16 protein-coding genes are annotated in these 16,562 nt (G+C 61.3%); 5 read left to right on the forward strand and 11 right to left on the reverse strand.

Features of this window, described 5'->3' with window-relative positions; translation table 11 throughout:
• Position 1 precedes the first annotated feature (1 nt).
• Positions 2 to 1,018, forward strand: coding sequence for an HAD-IB family hydrolase (locus HMPREF2932_RS09945; RefSeq protein WP_070513459.1), 1,017 nt, complete (start codon positions 2 to 4; stop codon positions 1,016 to 1,018).
• Here HMPREF2932_RS09945 and HMPREF2932_RS09950 read toward each other — a convergent pair.
• Entirely contained in the window at positions 1,015 to 1,593 is a 579-nt protein-coding gene (locus tag HMPREF2932_RS09950; RefSeq protein WP_070681434.1) for an LURP-one-related/scramblase family protein, read from the reverse strand. The genes HMPREF2932_RS09945 and HMPREF2932_RS09950 overlap by 4 nt on opposite strands.
• Before the next feature lie 152 nt (positions 1,594 to 1,745).
• Here HMPREF2932_RS09950 and HMPREF2932_RS09955 point away from each other — a divergent pair, with 152 nt between their 5' ends.
• Positions 1,746 to 3,020, forward strand: coding sequence for an HNH endonuclease signature motif containing protein (locus HMPREF2932_RS09955; RefSeq protein ID WP_246818658.1), 1,275 nt, complete (start codon positions 1,746 to 1,748; stop codon positions 3,018 to 3,020).
• 119 nt (positions 3,021 to 3,139) lie between these two features.
• On the opposite strand, the gene HMPREF2932_RS13250 is transcribed toward HMPREF2932_RS09955, so the two are convergent.
• The 5 genes from HMPREF2932_RS13250 to HMPREF2932_RS09975 form a co-directional block, all read right to left on the reverse strand.
• The gene (locus HMPREF2932_RS13250; protein WP_003855542.1) at positions 3,140 to 3,241 is read right to left on the reverse strand and encodes a 30S ribosomal protein bS22; all 102 of its coding nucleotides are present in this window, start codon (positions 3,239 to 3,241) and stop codon (positions 3,140 to 3,142) included.
• Positions 3,242 to 3,484: 243 nt separating this feature from the next.
• A complete protein-coding gene (locus tag HMPREF2932_RS09960; RefSeq protein ID WP_010189818.1) occupies positions 3,485 to 3,673 on the reverse strand; it encodes a helix-turn-helix domain-containing protein in 189 nt (62 codons plus the stop codon).
• Positions 3,674 to 3,873: 200 nt separating this feature from the next.
• Positions 3,874 to 4,665 (reverse strand): pyrroline-5-carboxylate reductase, encoded by a 792-nt coding sequence (gene proC / locus HMPREF2932_RS09965; protein WP_070701452.1) that lies wholly within the window; start codon positions 4,663 to 4,665, stop codon positions 3,874 to 3,876.
• A gap of 216 nt (positions 4,666 to 4,881) precedes the next feature.
• The gene (locus tag HMPREF2932_RS09970; RefSeq protein WP_070754834.1) at positions 4,882 to 5,751 is read right to left on the reverse strand and encodes a hypothetical protein; all 870 of its coding nucleotides are present in this window, start codon (positions 5,749 to 5,751) and stop codon (positions 4,882 to 4,884) included.
• Positions 5,752 to 5,760: 9 nt separating this feature from the next.
• On the reverse strand, positions 5,761 to 6,690 hold the full coding sequence (locus tag HMPREF2932_RS09975) for a Ppx/GppA family phosphatase (protein ID WP_012714802.1): 930 nt from the start codon (positions 6,688 to 6,690) through the stop codon (positions 5,761 to 5,763).
• Positions 6,691 to 6,723: 33 nt separating this feature from the next.
• Between HMPREF2932_RS09975 and HMPREF2932_RS09980 the strand changes: the two genes are divergently transcribed.
• Positions 6,724 to 7,605: a DUF3109 family protein gene (locus HMPREF2932_RS09980; RefSeq protein WP_049154643.1), complete on the forward strand. Its 882-nt coding sequence runs from the start codon at positions 6,724 to 6,726 to the stop codon at positions 7,603 to 7,605.
• On the opposite strand, the gene HMPREF2932_RS09985 is transcribed toward HMPREF2932_RS09980, so the two are convergent.
• The 4 genes from HMPREF2932_RS09985 to mshA form a co-directional block, all read right to left on the reverse strand.
• Positions 7,602 to 8,300 (reverse strand): response regulator transcription factor, encoded by a 699-nt coding sequence (locus HMPREF2932_RS09985; RefSeq protein WP_070701446.1) that lies wholly within the window; start codon positions 8,298 to 8,300, stop codon positions 7,602 to 7,604. The genes HMPREF2932_RS09980 and HMPREF2932_RS09985 overlap by 4 nt on opposite strands.
• Positions 8,297 to 9,556: a sensor histidine kinase gene (locus HMPREF2932_RS09990; RefSeq protein ID WP_210397780.1), complete on the reverse strand. Its 1,260-nt coding sequence runs from the start codon at positions 9,554 to 9,556 to the stop codon at positions 8,297 to 8,299. Before HMPREF2932_RS09990 ends, HMPREF2932_RS09985 begins: the two co-directional genes overlap by 4 nt.
• A gap of 81 nt (positions 9,557 to 9,637) precedes the next feature.
• Positions 9,638 to 10,387 (reverse strand): phosphoglyceromutase, encoded by a 750-nt coding sequence (locus tag HMPREF2932_RS09995; protein WP_049154647.1) that lies wholly within the window; start codon positions 10,385 to 10,387, stop codon positions 9,638 to 9,640.
• Between the two features lie 43 nt (positions 10,388 to 10,430).
• Positions 10,431 to 11,696 carry a D-inositol-3-phosphate glycosyltransferase gene (gene mshA / locus HMPREF2932_RS10000; RefSeq protein WP_070513482.1) on the reverse strand — a complete coding sequence of 422 codons (1,266 nt, stop codon included), beginning with the start codon at positions 11,694 to 11,696 and terminating at the stop codon, positions 10,431 to 10,433.
• A gap of 76 nt (positions 11,697 to 11,772) precedes the next feature.
• Here mshA and HMPREF2932_RS10005 point away from each other — a divergent pair, with 76 nt between their 5' ends.
• Together HMPREF2932_RS10005 and HMPREF2932_RS10010 are read left to right on the forward strand one after the other, a co-directional pair.
• A complete protein-coding gene (locus HMPREF2932_RS10005; protein WP_071410085.1) occupies positions 11,773 to 13,485 on the forward strand; it encodes a long-chain-fatty-acid--CoA ligase in 1,713 nt (570 codons plus the stop codon).
• Between the two features lie 165 nt (positions 13,486 to 13,650).
• Positions 13,651 to 15,390 carry a long-chain-fatty-acid--CoA ligase gene (locus HMPREF2932_RS10010; RefSeq protein ID WP_071410086.1) on the forward strand — a complete coding sequence of 580 codons (1,740 nt, stop codon included), beginning with the start codon at positions 13,651 to 13,653 and terminating at the stop codon, positions 15,388 to 15,390.
• On the opposite strand, the gene HMPREF2932_RS10015 is transcribed toward HMPREF2932_RS10010, so the two are convergent.
• Complete coding sequence (locus HMPREF2932_RS10015) at positions 15,387 to 16,313, reverse strand: hypothetical protein (RefSeq protein ID WP_070681410.1); 927 nt, start codon at positions 16,311 to 16,313, stop codon at positions 15,387 to 15,389. The genes HMPREF2932_RS10010 and HMPREF2932_RS10015 overlap by 4 nt on opposite strands.
• Positions 16,314 to 16,562 lie beyond the last annotated feature (249 nt).

Consider the following 16,562-nt stretch of genomic DNA (forward strand, 5'->3'; position numbering starts at 1 on the left):
TATGCCCGATTCTCCCCGCGAGTTCCTTGCCAATTGGACCGCTAGCAGGGGAAACTTGCGCAATTTCCTGGAGCAACAGGCTTTCGCCCCGCTCGGCGAAGAGCACCAGCGTACGGCCGGTGAGGCGTCGGCAGCCGCCGCCGTGGAGCACCTCTTCGGCATCGACCTGGATGCCTTCTCCTCTGGCATCGATTCCGTCCAGGGTTCCTTCGAATCGGCGGGGTCGCGCTCCATAACCGAGCCCGACCCAGACATCCCCCAAGACGCCGGCGCTGCAGCCTTCTTTGATGTGGACAACACCTTGGTCCAAGGGTCCTCGCTCGTGTCCTTTGCCTTGGGCCTCGCGCGGCGTCGCTACTTCAAGCTCTCAGAAATTCTGCCCATTGCCTGGAAGCAGCTCAAGTTCCGCATTTCCGGATCGGAGAATGCCGCCGACGTGGCTGCTGGGCGCGTGCAGGCGCTCGAGTTCGTCAAGGGCCGCTCGGTAGATGAGATGGTGGCCTTGTGCGAGAGCATCGTGGACCAATCGATGGCCCGGAAGGCCTACCCGGGCACGAAGCAGCTGGCGCAGATGCACCTCGACGCCGGCCAGCAGGTGTGGCTGGTCACCGCCACCCCCGTGCAGCTGGCGCAGATTCTGGCGCAGCGCTTCGGTTTCACGGGCGCGCTCGGCACCGTGGCGGAGGTGAAAGATGGTCGCTTCACCGGCCGCCTCGTCGGCGATATCCTCCACGGCCCAGGTAAAAAGCACGCCGTGGCAGCGCTGGCCACCTTGGAGAACCTCGACCTTGAGCGTTGCACTGCCTACTCCGACAGCGCCAACGATGTCCCGATGCTCTCCATGGTGGGGACCCCCGTGGCCATTAACCCGGATTCCAAGTTGCGCGATATCGCCGAAGAAAAAGGCTGGCTCATCCGCGACTACCGCTCGGTACGCAAGGCCGTGCGCACCTACGGCCTCCCGGCACTCGCCACCGCGCTCTTCTCCTATGGCAGCTGGCGGTTCGTGCGCCGCTAACTGCTGTTTTGAGCCTTAGTGCGCAGCATGTCCATGCACATGACCGCACCAATCAACCCTGCATGCTGCTGCGGGTCGAGCCCCGGCGCGATGCTGAGGCGGTAGGTATTCTTACCGGCTAGGAACCTGCCCACGCCTCCCCACTCGTTGCGCACCTCTGCCAGCGGCTGCCCCTGGCTGGTAATCGTGATATTCCAATCCCAGACATCGCCTTCAATCTCGATCTCCGGAAAGCCCTCCATTTCTAGGCTCAGCCGCGTCTTGAACATGGCAAACCGCTTGGTCACGATCGCCATGGGCTTCTCGACGCCCGGCAGATACACCTCATAGGTATCCTGCACGAAGTTGGGCGGATCCTTGATCACCATGAGCGGCTGTTGCGGGTTTCCCTGCTCATCCGTGAAGGCAACTTGAAGGCTGCGGGAGGCGTTGAAGAACATGTCCTTCAGGCTCGTCGACTGCAGAATCGTCCCGACGGGCACGCCCTCGTCATCGGCGATCAGGAATTCATCCTGCATGAAGGACTTGGTCTGCGAAATAACCAGGCTGTTAAGAGTGAGGAGTCGAGGCAACATAGTTCGCTATTTTACGTACGCGATGAGCTCCTGTGGGGTGAGAAGGATGGCACTCCCCACTCGGTGTATAGCGACAAATACAGGCTCCATAACCCCCTCCCAGATATCCCAATAATGCCAGGTAGAGATAGATGTCCGGGGCATATTTTATAGTGCGTTTAGAACATATCATCGACACGTCAATCTCGGGGGATACCGTGAATACCGCCACCCAAACCGCCTACTTTTCCCATATGAACCCTGACTGCGCCCTCGCCGTGGAGCGCAGCGCCGCTCGCCGTGCAGACTACCGCTCGTGGGTAGCCGCCATGCCAGACCTCGATGAGGATTTCGGGGTCGCGTGCCAGAGGCTCGTCGCCAAGCTTGGCGTCGGGGACTACACCGTTAGTGAATGCTGTCTAGCCGTGCACCGCCTCACGGAGCTACCGCAGGTCAAGGCCCTGCAAGACAGTCAGTTCTTGCTCGATATGAAAGCGCTCATCACCATCGACCGCACCTTGACCAAACTGGGCGCGCTGCCTGCGGAAACACTCGCGCTTATCGACGACGCCCTTGCCACCTTCTTCACCCCTACCTCACCGAACCAGGTCTTTCCTACCCCGGCGCAGATTGGGCGCAAGGTGCGCGATATCTGCAAGAGCATCAACAAGTCCTTTTCCTTCCGCGATTCCCCGAAGAAGGACTCATATACTTTTACCGATACTGGCGAGCGCGGCATCCTCGAGCTCAATACCGATAGCGCCACGGGCATGATTTTGGATGGCTACATCAAGCAGGCAGCAAAGGAAAACGGCCTTTCACAGGCCGATGCCCTGAAGAAGCTCATCGCCGGCAGTATCTCTCCGCCCGCGACCGTCATTCTGCACACCTATCAAGCCAGCGATATCGACAACGCTCCCACCTTCGTCCAAGGGCATGGTTGGACGTCACAGGACATTCCCGCAACACGCACGCGCGACCTTTCCTCGCAGCCGCCGGAGTCAGCCAGCTACGTTTGTTCAGAGCTCATCCGCAAATACGTGGAGGGCCGGGACGGCACCTGCCGCGCTCCGGGATGCAACCGGCCGGCCTACCTGTGCCAAATGGACCACCGCATTAACTACGCCGATGGTGGCGCCACGCACCCGCGCAACTTGGCCAGCCTGTGCCAGCACCACCACAACATGAAGACTGATGGGCGCGCGCACTACATCATGGATCCGCATACTGGGGACATCGTGTGGCTCTACGAGGACGGAACGTGGGCCATGACGGAGCCGACTGGCCCGCTGGCAAAGAAGACGAAGCGTTGGGCCCAGACGGTAGCCCAAAAGATCACGGCCACCCGCGAGCGCGCCTACGAGGAAGCACAAGAGGCTCACAACGCGCACGACGCTGCCGAGGAACCCCGCACCCCCAGCACCCCGCAGGAAGATATTCCGTTCTAAGCGGTGTCGTCGTTTGAAACGACGGCGCGGTCATCTGAAATGACGGGAAGGAGAAAAGATAACAGAAACTCCCCGCCACGATCCCAAAAGGACCATGCGGGGAGTTTGCAGGCGAAGCTTTACTTGCCCAGCTTACGGCGCTGAACGCGGGTGCGGCGAAGCATCTTGCGGTGCTTCTTCTTGGACATGCGCTTGCGGCGCTTCTTGATGACAGAACCCATAGCAGGTTTCCTCACTTTCGGTATCAGTACGTACGTAACCCGGCCGGCAACGCCTGGAATAAAACCACCCACGGTGCACTCGAGGCGGCCCCCGCGAAACGGGGAGACACAGGCATACCAGTGCCGAAACGAATGTTCACTATCTTACCTAGTGGCCTACCCAGCACCAAAACTAACGGCAGCGCCCACCGCCGTGGACCGCGAGGGTCCGCAGTGGTGGGCGCTGTCAGAGAGAGGTGCGCGCTAGGCTCCGTACACGGAAGCCTCAAGGTATTCCTTGACGGCGGATTCGTGAACGCGGAACGAGCGTCCCACGCGCACTGCCGGCATGTCACCTGCATGAACCAACCTGTACACCGTCATCTTGGAGACACGCATGATCTCCGCAACTTCGGCGATGGTCAGGAAGGTTCCCTTATCTTCATTCGTCATAGTTTATTTAACCCTTCAGCACGTGACGCGCTGTAGGCTTCCCCTCCCACAGGACTATCACGCACGCGCTCCTGCCAGCTTAGCGTGAAACCTGTGACTAATGCGACCCAAGTGCTAATTTTTTCCTCTTTCGCACCGTTGTTCCCCATCAAGCCCGAATGACAACAGGTGTCACATCGCTCCCAGGGCGGTGGAGAACTCTAGGCAAGTTCCTGCGCACGCTGGGAACATGCCTCAGCGGCGCGGAAAAAGGCGCCTCGAAGTCCGGACTCCTCGAGCTCGCGAAGGGCAGCGGCAGTGGTTCCCCCCGGGGAGGTTACCCCTGCGCGCAAAGCGACCGGATCCTTACCGGATTCAGCCAACATTTCACCCGCGCCCTGTGCAGTGCGGGTGGCCAGCTTCTCGGCAACGTCGCGGGTGAGGCCGAGTTGGACGCCGGCATCAATGAGCGCTTCGGTGACCAGGAAGTAGTAGGCAGGCGCAGAACCCGCCAGGGCGGTAGCGGCATCAATGTGCTTTTCTTCGATGACGGCGACCTCACCGACGGCCTCCAGCAGCTTGACCACGCCGTCGAGCTGCTCCTTCGTGACGTGGGCACCACCCGCGCAGGTGCACATGCCCTTGCCCACCAGCATGGGAGTGTTCGGCATGACGCGGACGACGGGAACGCCCTCACCGGCGGCCTTCTCCAGGGTGTCGAGGGTCAGACCAGCCGCCATGGAGGCGACCACAGCTGTCTTGGGGATGTCGAGGCCCTCGAGAAGCTCGACGATGGCATAGGGCTTCACACACGCAAAGATGTAGTCGGCGCCGTCGATCGCCGCGGCGTTATCGCTGGTAACACTCACACCGTAAGCGTTCTTCAGCTCCTCACCGCGCTCGGAGCGGCGGTTAGTCACCACAATGTCTGCGGCCTCGTAGCCTGCATTCACCAGCCCGGAAACTAGGGCCTCGCCGATTTGTCCTCCACCAAGTACTGCAATTTTTGTCATGCATCCCAGGGTGCCAGAAAGGCTGGAACGCGGCCACCAGGTCAAGGCTTTGCCCGCAGGTTGACCCCGCGCATGCAAAAGGCATCTGCCAGAAGGCGTTTTCTGCTCTAAAAACGCCCTTTGCAAGGGATAAAAGGCGTTTGCAGGGGCAAAGATACCTTTTAACAGATGCCTTGTGACAGATGCCTTATAGAAAGTGTCTTGTGGAACAGGTGATTACATCACAACGAGCAGCGGGCCGAAGGTAAGCACGAGGCCAGCGACGGCTGCGAGGAACATCGACAAACCATCGCGGCTGGTGCGCAGTGCGTGGACGATTCCGACGATGACGCCGGTGACAACGACGCCGAGCACGACGACGACGAGGCGGTCGAAGCGGTCCCAGAGAATCTCAAAGCCCTTGAACACGATGGCACCGAGCACGATACCCACGAGGGCGAGCAGGACGACGGCAAAGGGGTTGAGCTTGCCCTCCTCCTCGTCGTCGTAGTCCTCGTCGTACTCTTCAAGGTCCTGATCGACTGCTTCGAGCTCACCGGTGGTGACGGTGTCATCCTCGGTTGCTACCAGAGCCTGTGGTGCGGGCTTGTCTGCGACCTTTGTTTCGGCCTTATCGTCGGTCTTTTCTTCGACCTTCGGCTCGGCCTTAGCCTCAGTCTTCTTTGCCTCAGCCTTCTTCTTAGGCTCGTCCTTGATCTTTTGGATAACGCGCGTGTCCTCGTCAGAGGGCTGGGAGCGCTTGGTCTCCGACTCAGCTGGCTTCTCTACGGGGACAGCGGCGGCCTGAGGCTTGTCAGCCTTCTTCTTGGATTCCTCCTGCTGAGGAGTCTCCTGCTTAGGCTGTTCCTTCTGCTCCTTTTTCGGCGCGGGAATGACCGGGGCCGTTTCATCGATGGAGACGTTCGAGTGCTTTGCCTCAGCCGGGGTTGCCTTGACCTTTTCGAGATTGCCGGTCAGCTCCGCAACTGAGATGCCGCCTTCATCGAGGCTCCGGCGACGGCGGCGGGGGCTCTTCTCCTCGCCGGGTCGGTCCTTCGCGTTACGGGCCAGCAGCTCCGCAACTGTCAACTGTTTCTTGTCAGCCACGTTTCTTTCCTATTCCAGTCCCTTATCGGTACGGCGCAAAATGACACCTTCTCGGAGAGCCCAGGGGCAGATCTCCAGCTTTTCGATTCCCAGGGCACGCATGCTCGCCTCCGCCACTAAAGCACCGGCGACGATTTGATGCGATCGGGTAGAACTTACACCCTCAAGGTCCGCCCTGTCAGCTGCAGTCATACGGGAGATGAAGGAAATCAGCTGACGCAAACCCGGCGCCGTGAGGGTGCGCTTGACGTAGGGACCCGCCGAAGACGGTGCAGCACCGGTCAAACGGGCCAGCGTGCGGAATGTTTTCGAGGTGCCCACGGCCAAACCCGCGGGGCCCAGCGCACGCATCTTATCGGCCACGCCGACCAGTTCCGCATCAATGTAATCCCGCAGCAAATTCACCTTGGATTTCTGCGGCGGATCAGTATCGAACCAGTTATGGGTCAGGCGGCCAGCTCCCAAGTCCAGGGAGAAAGCCATTTCCGGATGCTCGTCGGTACCAGTGGACAGCTCCAGCGAACCGCCACCGATATCGAGGTTGGTGATGCGGCCAGCGGACCAGCCATACCAACGGCGGGCGGCAAGGAAGGTCAAGCGCGCTTCCTCCTCACCCGACAAAATCTCTAGGCGGACGCCGGTTTGCTTCTCAACTTCATCGAGGACCTTGGCCGAGTTCGTGGCCGAGCGCACGGCAGAGGTAGCAAAGGCGATGAATTCATCACAGCCCAGCTTCTGGCCCAGCTCAGCGGCCTCACCCACGGCGGAGATGAGCTTCTTCATGCCCTTCTCGTGGATGTTGCCGTCCTTGTCTAGCTGTTCCACCAGACGCAGCGGGGTCTTCCAATCGCTCATCGGCGAAGGCCGCCCACCGGTTGCGGCATCGACCGCAACGAGGTGGACGGTATTACTTCCGACGTCTAATACACCTAATCGCACGCCTCTAGAGTAGTAGGTCTACCGTGGGTAGGTGTGAATCGCCCGAAATCAAATGAAGTTTACCTGGGTTTTCCCGCCTCCTCCCCAGCGGCGGCTTCCATCTTGGCCGGCCGCGAAAAGGCCCCCGATTTTCCCAGAGAGTGGTTTGAATTTACGGATCCAAACGATCCACTCCACGTCTTTTCCATCGACCTGACCTGGCTCGAATCGCACTATGCCTGCCAGTTTGGAACCGAGAGGTGCCACGGCATCGATAAGCAACAGCCCGACGTCGGCTGCTGCGTCCACGGCGCCTACATGGCTGATGAGACAGACAGGGAGCAGCTTCACGACGCCGTCTCCCGCATGCCCGCCCGCTTCTGGCAGCACCGCCCTGAGGGGGTAGATGAGTTCCTTCAACACGGTGAGCCCGAGGAGCTGGAACCGTGGCTGGAGTGGGATGAGCTCGACGGCGATGACGGCGAGCCGGAACCCGCGCTAAAGACGCCGCTTGTCGACGGCGCCTGCATCTTCGCTAACCGTGCCGGCTGGCCCACGGGCGCGGGCTGCGCTATCCACCAATGGGCGCTCGAGGCGGGCGAGGAGCTTACCGTGGTCAAGCCCGAAGTATGCTGGCAACTGCCGATTCGCCGGCACGAAGACTATGAGGAGCGCCCCGACGGGGAGGAAATCCTGCGGACCACTATCGGCGAATATGATCGCCGCGGGTGGGGCAACGGCGGCGAGGACTTCGATTGGTATTGCTCGGCGGATCCCTCCTGCCACATAGCGGATGAGCCGCTGTGGAAGTCACAGAAGACCGAGCTCATCGCGCTACTTGGCGAGGAGAGCTACGAGATTCTGGCCAAGCACTGCGAGGCCCGGGCGCGCTCCGGGGTCGACTTCCCGCGGCACCCGGCGGATCCTCGCGCTTAAGCCTCGAACTTGTAGCCGAGGCCGCGCACCGTCACGAGCTGCTGCGGGTGGGAAGGCTCGGCTTCGATCTTGGAGCGCAGGCGCTTGACATGAACGTCGAGAGTCTTGGTGTCACCCACGTAGTCGGCGCCCCAGATGCGGTCGATGAGCTGTCCGCGGGTCAACACGCGCCCAGCGTTGCGCAGCAAGTACTCGAGAAGGTCGAATTCCTTGAGCGGCATGGAGACCGGTTCACCGGCGACGAGCACGGTGTGTCGCTCGACATCCATGCGCACACGGCCGCCTTCTAGAATCTGATCGTCCGGTTCCTCCTCGGCGTTGTCAGAGGAAACGTCGTGGCCGCGGCGCAGCACCGCGCGGATGCGGGCGATGAGCTCGCGGGAGGAATAAGGCTTGGTCACATAATCATCCGCGCCGAGCTCCAGGCCCACGACCTTGTCAATCTCTGAGTCGCGCGCGGTCACCATAATCACCGGAACGGAGGACGTCGTGCGCAATTGCTTGCAGACGTCGGTTCCAGACATTCCCGGCAGCATAAGGTCCAGCAGGACGATGTCTACTTTATTTGCCGCAAACTGTTCGAGCGCGCTGGGCCCATCCGGGGCGAGGAGTACGTCGAATCCCTCCTTTCGGAGGAGGAAGGCGAGGGGATCGGCCAGCGACTCTTCATCTTCAACGATGAGGATGGTGGTCATTGCGCTTTATCCTTTCGACGAGCTGCTACACGCGCCACGGCGCGCTGCAAACCAGGGGCGGCAGAGCTGACGGCTCCGTCTTCTATATTATCCCGGTTAATAAGATTATCTGCTGGCTTCTCTTCGGCGTATATAGGGAGCTCGATAGTGAACGTCGAGCCAGTTCCGGGGCGCGACCACAGCTTGATGTTGCCGCCGTGATTAGCCACGACGTGCTTCACAATGGCCAGGCCCAGGCCCGTTCCGCCGGTCTGCCGGGAGCGCGCCTTGTCCACGCGGAAGAAGCGTTCAAACACGCGCTTTTGATCCTCTGGGGCGATGCCAATGCCGCGATCCGTGACGCGAATGTGAACGACCTTCCCGCCGACCACCTTCTGCGTTACCGACACCGGTAGTTCATCTGGCGAATAGTGGATGGCGTTGGAGATCAGGTTGGAAATCGCCGTCACCAGGAGGGACTTATCTCCCATCACCTTGACGCCTGCGGATTCGCCGCGGGTGAGCTGGTTGTGGTGGGAATCGGCAGCGAGTTGGTTGCGGGTGATGGCTTCATCAATGACCTCATCGAGGTCGAGCGGCTCCATCTCCGGGAGGGCCTCCGCCCCCTGCAACTTGGACAGGGAGATGAGCTCGCTGACCATGTCCGCCATGCGCGCCGCTTCCTTCTGCACCTTGCTACCGAAGTACTCGACGTGCTCGGGGTCCCCGGTGTCCTGGAGGAGCGCCTCGGCTAGCAGGGCGATGCCGCCCACCGGGGTCTTCAGCTCGTGCGACACGTTGGCCACGAAGTCACGACGAGCGGATTCCATGCGCACCGATTCGGATTCGTCGGTGCCGTAGACGATGACGAAGCGATCATCGTTGAGCGTCAGCGGCTGGACCACTGCGCGCACCTGAATCACGCGGTTGCCGGTGCGCCGTTTGGGGATAGCAAGGTCCAGCGTGCGGGTCTCTTTGTCTTCGAAGACCTCTTCCGCGACCTTCCAAATGTCGGGGTTCACCGCGCGGTCGTGCACCATCGACATTTCATGGGCAGCGGGGTTAGAGAAGATGACCTCTTTCGTGCGCGAAAGCACAGTCATTCCAGATGGGGAACCACCCACGGCTAGGTGCAGAACCTGGCTAACACTGGTGACCTGGTTAGCGTCTGCATCGCGGACGCGGCGGCGCTCCATCCGTTCACGGATCCGGGTGATCACCGGTATGGCCAGGCCGCAGGCCACCACACCGGCGAGGAAAGCGAGTACCAGTTCCACAATCAATCACACCCCTACAAAGAATCCCCAAGGAGTATAAGCTCCCTGGGGATCGTGCGCAGCACGCAGCTTCCTGGGCGGTTACTTCTTTCCGCCCTGGGCAGCCACGGCAGCGGCGCCGGCAGCAGCAGCTTCCGGATCCAGGTACGTGCCGCCCGGGTTCACAACCGAACCGTCCTCGGTGATCTCGTAAACCAGCGGGATACCGGTCGGAATATTGAGCCCGGCAATCTCCTCATCGGAGATCTGATCCAGATGCTTGACCAGCGCGCGCAGGGAGTTGCCGTGCGCGGCGATGAGAACGGTCTCACCCTTCTTGGCGCGCGGCAGAATCTCTTCCTCGAAATAAGGAACGAAGCGCTCGACGACGTCCTTCAGGCACTCGGTGCGCGGAACCTGATCCAGGCTGGCGTAGCGCGGGTCACCGGCCTGGGAGTACTCGGCGCCATCCTCCAGCTCAGGCGGCGGGGTGCCGTAAGAACGACGCCATGCCATGAACTGCTCCTCGCCGTACTTATCCTTGGTCTCTGCCTTATTAAGGCCCTGCAGGGCGCCGTAGTGGCGCTCGTTGAGGCGCCAGTCGCGCACAACCGGGATCCAGTGGCGGTCCGCAGCGTTGAGCGCAATATTGGCGGTGCGGATGGCACGGCGCAGCAGGGAGGTGTAGACGATATTCGGCAAGATGCCCTGTTCCTTGAGCAGCTCGCCGCCACGCTTGGCCTCGCCCTCACCCTTGGCGGTGAGGTTGACGTCAACCCAACCGGTGAACTGGTTGGACTCGTTCCATTCGGACTGTCCGTGTCGAAGTAGAATCAGCTTTCCGTTACTCATAAACACCAGCATGCCACGTTTTTCGACAGCGCGTCAGGTGGTTTTAATATCCGATTGCCCGGCGCGCGTGACAATCCGGAATCTCGACACTCATCGCATCGGCGTAAATATTCTCCAGCTGGGTGGCCGCCGCTGCCCAGCTGAACTGTTGGGCGTGATCGACGGCGGCTTCGCCCATGGCGATGCGGCGGGGATCGTCGTCAAGCAGCTGCTCCAATGCGTCCGCCCAGTCCTGCGCTGAGTGTGAGTGGACGAGCAAGCCCGTGTCACCGTCCGCGACGGCGATGGGCAGCCCGCCGACGGCCGCTGCCACCACGGGCGTTCCGGAGGCCTGCGCCTCCATGGCCACCAGCCCGAAGGACTCGTTATAGCTGGGAACCGCGACGATGTCCGCGGCCTGGTAGATGGCCACGAGCTCCTGCGGCGGGCGCGGGCTGAGGAAACGCACCACACGCTCCACCCCCAGCTCACGGGCCAGATTGTGATAGGTATCCGGAGAGGAATTCGCCCCGGAGGCCCCACCACAGATTACGACGCGCAAGCTGCGATCCGGATCGCGCTCCATGAGCTCCGCGGTAGCGCGAATCAGAACCTCGGGGCCTTTGAACTTTTGCAGGCGGCCCACGAACGCCACCACCTTGGTGTGCAGCGGGATGCCCAGCTGGCGGCGGGCGCGCTCCGTCATGCGGTCCGTTCCCGGGGTATACAGCTCGGTGTCCGCACCCGGGGAGACCACGACGATCCTTTCCGGGGAGGCGTCGTAATGCTCGATCAGATCGCGGGTTTCCTGGGCGGTGTTGACCACGAGGATGTCAGCGTTATCCACCAGTTGCTGCTCGCAAATGCGACGCGCCTCGGTTTCCGGGGTGTCATCGAGCGTGCGGTGCACGTTCTTCACAGCAGCCAAGGTGTGCGCGGTGTGGACGAGAGGAATATCCCACAGATCGCGCAGCAACCAGCCCACTTGGCCGGAGAGCCAGTAATGGGAGTGGATGACGTCATACTCCACCTCAAAACAGCGCGCGAAGTTGAAGATGCCGCCCGTGAACGCGGCCAGCTGGGTGGGCAGTTCCTCTTTGCTGAGACCTTCATAGGGCCCCGCCACAATGTTGATGACGCGCAGGCGTTCCTCGACGTCCACCACTTCCCCCTGACTGGGGCGCGTGGCGCGAGTGAAAATATCGACCTCTACGCCGAGGCGTGCGAGCTGGCGGGCAGTGTTGAGAACATAGACGTTCATGCCGCCCGCGTCCCCGGAACCGGGCTGTTCAAGGGGTGAGGTGTGCATGGAAATCATCGCGATGCGCATAATTTTCCAGTGTATCCCGAAACGAGCCGCGTTATACTGGCCCGTACCTCAACCTACGCGACCGAAAGGTGAATCGATGTCGGCATACGAGTCCAAGGCGTGGCTCCAGTACTACCCGGAGTGGGCCCCGCACAGCTTGGAGTACGGGGACACCACGCTTCTCGACGTTTACGACAACAACCTCGCGCTCCACCCCGACAAGCCGGCAACCTACTTCTTCGGCCGCACGCAGACCTATGCCGAGCTGGACAAGCAGGTCCGCCGCGCAGCCGCCGGCCTCCGCGCCTTCGGCGTGCGCCCGGGAGACCGCGTAGCCATCGTCGCCCCCAACTGCCCGCAGTTCATCTCCGCGTTTTGGGCCGTGCTCAAGCTGGGCGCTATCGCGGTGCTGCACAACCCGCTTTACACCGCCCACGAGCTGGAGGGGCTGTTCAAGAACCACGGCGCACGCATTGCCATCGCCTGGGATAAGACGGCGTCCACCTTGGAGAAGCTGCGCCCGACCACGTCCCTGGAGACCGTCGTCTCCATCAACATGATCAACGCGATGCCAACTCCGCAGCGCCTAGCCCTGCGCCTGCCGATTCCGCCGCTGAAGTCCAAGCGCGATCAGCTCACCGCCCCGGCCCCGAATACGGTGCCGTGGGAATCCCTCGTGGGCAACGCGATTGGCGGCGATGGTTCTGACGTCATCACCCCAGAGGAAGTCACCAAGGACACCACCGCGCTCATCCTCTACACCTCCGGCACCACCGGCAGCCCCAAGGGCGCGGAGCTGACCCACGGTAACCTCTTCTCCAACCTCTTGATGGGCAAGCACTGGGTACCGGGCCTGGGTGATTCCCCCGAGCGCATGCTCGCAGCGCTCCCCTTCTTCCATGCCTATGGCCTGACCATGAACGCCACCTTGGCGCCGCTCATCGCCAGCGAGCTGGTTCTGCTTCCGAGCCCGCAGATGCCGCTCATCATGGATCTGATGAAGAAGCACACCCCGACGTGGGTGCCGGGTGTGCCGACCTTGTACGAGCGCATCGTGGCGAAGGCGGAAGAAAACGACGTCTCCCTCGACGGCGTGCGCGCGGCCTTCTCCGGCGCTTCGACCCTGCCGGTCAATACCGTGGAGAAGTGGGAAAAGTACACCGGCGGCATGCTCGTGGAAGGCTATGGCCTCACGGAGTGTTCGCCGATCATCGTGGGTAACCCCATGAGCGATGATCGCCGCCCCGGCTACGTGGGCATCCCCTTCCCGGACACGGAGATTCGCATCGCTAACCCGGACAACCTGGATGAAACCATGCCCGATGGCCAGGAGGGCGAAGTTCTCGCCCGCGGCCCACAGGTTTTCAAGGGTTACTTCGGCGATGAGGAAGCCACTAAGAAGGCATTCCACCATGGCTGGTTCCGCACGGGTGATATGGGCGTGATGGAAGAAGACGGCTTCATCCGCCTAGTCAGCCGCATCAAGGAAATCATCATCACCGGTGGTTTCAACGTCTACCCGGGCGAGGTTGAGGAAACGCTGCTGGACCACCCGGACGTCGCGGAGGCCGCCGTCGTGGGCCGCCCGCGTTCGGACGGCTCGGAGGACGTCGTGGCCTGCATCGTGCTGAACGACGGCGCCGCGCTCGACCCCGAAGGCCTCAAGGACTACTGCCGCGAGCGCCTGACTCGCTACAAGGTGCCGCGCACCTTCTACCACTTTGAGAAGCTGGCCACGGACCAGCTGGGCAAGATTCGCCGCCGCGAGGTTCAGCAGGATCTGCTCGAGCGCCTCAAGGCGGAGAAGTAGCACTCCATAGCCCCCGGAGGATCCCTGCGTGATAGACGCACATCACCGGGGTTATTGCATGTTCACTGCTTTAAGCAACTTTGCTAAGTTTTGCGAGACTTCTGTCACAGATTGGTTATACTGTTCCAAACATAACAAGTTTGACCACCTAAGGAGTTCGTGAACATGACCGAATCCCCTGCCCAGGCCTCCTCCGCTTTTGAGTCGAAAGCCTGGCTCCAGTATTACCCTGAGTGGACTAAGCCCAATCTGGATTACGGCACCGAAACGCTCTTGGACTCCTACCGAGAAACCATGGAAGAGTTCGGCGAAAGGCCCGCCACGTGGTTCTTTGGCCACCAAATGACCTACCGCGAACTCGATACCCACGTGCGCGCCGCCGCGGCGGGCCTCAAGGCCTTCGGTATTCGCCCCGGCGATCGCGTCGCCGTAGCGCTCCCCAACTGCCCCCAGCACGTGGCGGTCTTCTATGCCATCTTGAAGCTCGGGGCGACCGTCGTGGAGCATAACCCGCTCTACACCGCGGCTGAGCTCGAGCCCCTCTTCCAAGATCACGCTGCCCGCGTGGCCGTGGTCTGGGATAAGGCGAGCCCGGTCTTTGAGGAGCTGCGTGATACCACGCCGCTAGAAACGATCGTTACGGTCAACATGATTGAGGCCATGCCGCGCCCCAAGCAGCTGCTACTGCGCTTGCCACTTCCCATCATTAAGGACAAGCGCGCCGAACTTTCAGTTCCCGCCCCTAACACCGTTCCGTGGAGCACGCTCACTGGGCGCGCCATCGGTGGACAAGGCCAGAAGCTACAGGATGCCAAGGTCAACCGCGACGATACCGCGCTAATCCTTTACACCTCCGGAACCACCGGCAGACCCAAGGGAGCGGAGCTAACCCACTCCAACCTGTACTGCAACATGAAGATGGCAGAAGCGTGGGTGCCCGAAATAGGCAAGAAGCCCGAGCGCATGCTCGCTGCCCTCCCCCTCTTCCACGTCTATGGCCTCACCCTCATCGCAGCCCTCGGCGTACACATTGGCGGCGAGCTGGTCCTCACCCCGGCGCCAAAGATTCCGCTGCTCTTAGACATCATGAAGAAGCGCCGCCCCACGTGGATGCCGGGTGTGCCCACGATCTACTCCAAGGTCATGGAGGCAGCCAAGGAACAGAACATCGATCTCCACGGCATCGAAAACAGTCTATCGGGTGCAGCGGCGTTGCCAGCGGACATCGTTGAGGAATGGGAAACACTCACCGGTGGCCTACTCGTGGAAGGCTACGGGCTCACGGAAACCTCGCCGATCGTGGCCGCAAACCCGCTCAATAAGAACCGCCGCCCCGGCTATATCGGCATCCCCTTCCCGGATACCGAGGTGCGCATCGGCAACCCAGACAACCTCAGCGAGACCCAGCCGGATGGCACCGCGGGCGAGCTCCTCGTGCGCGGGCCGCAGGTATTCAAGGGTTACTTCAACATGCCAGAGGCCACCGAGCAGTCCTTCCACGATGGTTGGTACCGCACGGGCGACATGGCAATTATGGAGCCCGATGGCTTCATCAAGATCGTCTCCCGCATCAAGGAGATGATCATTACCGGCGGCTTCAATGTGTACCCGGCCGAGGTGGAAGACGTTATCCGCCAGCACCCGGACGTCACCAACGTGGCCATCGTCGGCCGCCCGCGCGCGGACGGTTCCGAGGATGTCGTGGCCTGCATCGTGCTGGAGGATGGCGCGGTGCTTGATCCCGAGGGGCTCAAGGACTACTGCCGCGAGCGCCTCACCCGCTACAAAGTTCCACGCACCTTCTACCACTTCGAGCAGCTCGCCTCCGACCAGCTAGGCAAGGTCCGCCGCCGCGAAGTGCAGAAGGACCTCCTGAAACTGCTCGGAGAAGAGGCTCCCGCCTAGGCCGCGCGGTCGATATAGCGCATCACGCGCGTGGGGTTGAAGGTTCGGTAGAACGCTTCACCAGCCCGGACAAGCTGGCTCACCAACGTGCTGAGCTGCCAATCTAGCTGTTCGTCGGTGTAGCCCCACTTCGTGGGAATGCGGGCCGTGGTCACCAAAACGAGGTCCTGCTCTTGGCCGCCATCGAGGTTTACCGCCTCGATGCGCGCGGAGTAAACGTATTGATCATCGTTCATAAACTCAGCCCAGCGCACGAGCGCATCCAGGTCACACGCGCAGCGGCCGGAGGGGGTGACGAGGCTGAGCTCAATATCCCCGGAGCCATCGAGGGCGGATTCAATGGTGATCGTGTGTTCATTGATGAGGATGCTCACGGCCCCGTTCTTGTTATCCACCACGTGGATGGGCGTGCCGATCATCGCCAAGCGTGTGGCGCGTTCATGTACCCGCCACATCCCCACTACTGACACCCCATAGGCCTCACTGAAATAGTGAGGCGACACCGGCTTGAGCCCAGAGCCTTTCCGCGGCTTTGAGCGATCTTCCGGAAATTGCTCATCCAAGCGCGCGAAGACCGCTGACATCTCGGCCGCATAGCCCGCGATAATGCTCTTGAGCTGAGCATTCGTGGCCGTCGACGGCAGATAGGGCGGCGCGAAGACCCGCAGGTGGGTATGCATAGCGGAGCTTCCACAGGGCTCGGCCACGAGGCTGCCGGATATTGCACCGCCGTTGAGATCGTTGACTTCCATACGCAACGGCTGCCGGTCCGGGTCGAAGCACACCGCGCCGCCCCAATACCCAAGGACGCAGAGGCCGCCCATCTCTTCGTTGACGTCGATGCTTAAGAATCCGCCCGCAATCTTGATGGTGGGCATGCCGGTCGAGGAATCCTCCTCAAGCTTTCCGGCCAGCTTGGTCATGGTTTTGATAACTCGGCTTTTGCTGAGCCGAGCTGGTGTCTTAGTCGTTTTCTCTGGTGTTGATTGAGGCATAGCCCCCCCTAGTTTTTCTTTTCTTTCACGCTGCGCGAGCCGATGCTGAGCCACCCCTGCTCCTCCCCGAGCCGCTGCAGTGAGCCCGAGGATACAAAAGGTTGGGCAACTTCGCGCGGCAAGCGCTGAGAAAGAGTGCCCCCATCACCAAACGTGAGAAAAACCTCACATTTTCCG

The sequence above is a fragment of the Corynebacterium sp. HMSC074H12 genome (genome assembly GCF_001813755.1).
GTDB lineage: Bacteria > Actinomycetota > Actinomycetes > Mycobacteriales > Mycobacteriaceae > Corynebacterium > Corynebacterium hiratae.

What these genes read in the sequence shown, in the direction of transcription:
- HMPREF2932_RS09945 (WP_070513459.1), top strand. Translation starts at nt 2, where the DNA reads ATGCCCGATTCTCCCCGCGAGTTCCTTGCCAATTGGACCGCTAGCAGG.
- HMPREF2932_RS09985 (WP_070701446.1), bottom strand. Translation starts at nt 8,300, where the DNA reads ATGACCACCATCCTCATCGTTGAAGATGAAGAGTCGCTGGCCGATCCC.
- HMPREF2932_RS09995 (WP_049154647.1), bottom strand. Translation starts at nt 10,387, where the DNA reads ATGAGTAACGGAAAGCTGATTCTACTTCGACACGGACAGTCCGAATGG.
- HMPREF2932_RS10010 (WP_071410086.1), top strand. Translation starts at nt 13,651, where the DNA reads ATGACCGAATCCCCTGCCCAGGCCTCCTCCGCTTTTGAGTCGAAAGCC.
- HMPREF2932_RS09960 (WP_010189818.1), bottom strand. Translation starts at nt 3,673, where the DNA reads ATGACGAATGAAGATAAGGGAACCTTCCTGACCATCGCCGAAGTTGCG.
- HMPREF2932_RS10015 (WP_070681410.1), bottom strand. Translation starts at nt 16,313, where the DNA reads ATGACCAAGCTGGCCGGAAAGCTTGAGGAGGATTCCTCGACCGGCATG.
- HMPREF2932_RS13250 (WP_003855542.1), bottom strand. Translation starts at nt 3,241, where the DNA reads ATGGGTTCTGTCATCAAGAAGCGCCGCAAGCGCATGTCCAAGAAGAAG.
- HMPREF2932_RS10005 (WP_071410085.1), top strand. Translation starts at nt 11,773, where the DNA reads ATGTCGGCATACGAGTCCAAGGCGTGGCTCCAGTACTACCCGGAGTGG.
- proC (WP_070701452.1), bottom strand. Translation starts at nt 4,665, where the DNA reads ATGACAAAAATTGCAGTACTTGGTGGAGGACAAATCGGCGAGGCCCTA.
- HMPREF2932_RS09950 (WP_070681434.1), bottom strand. Translation starts at nt 1,593, where the DNA reads ATGTTGCCTCGACTCCTCACTCTTAACAGCCTGGTTATTTCGCAGACC.
- mshA (WP_070513482.1), bottom strand. Translation starts at nt 11,696, where the DNA reads ATGCGCATCGCGATGATTTCCATGCACACCTCACCCCTTGAACAGCCC.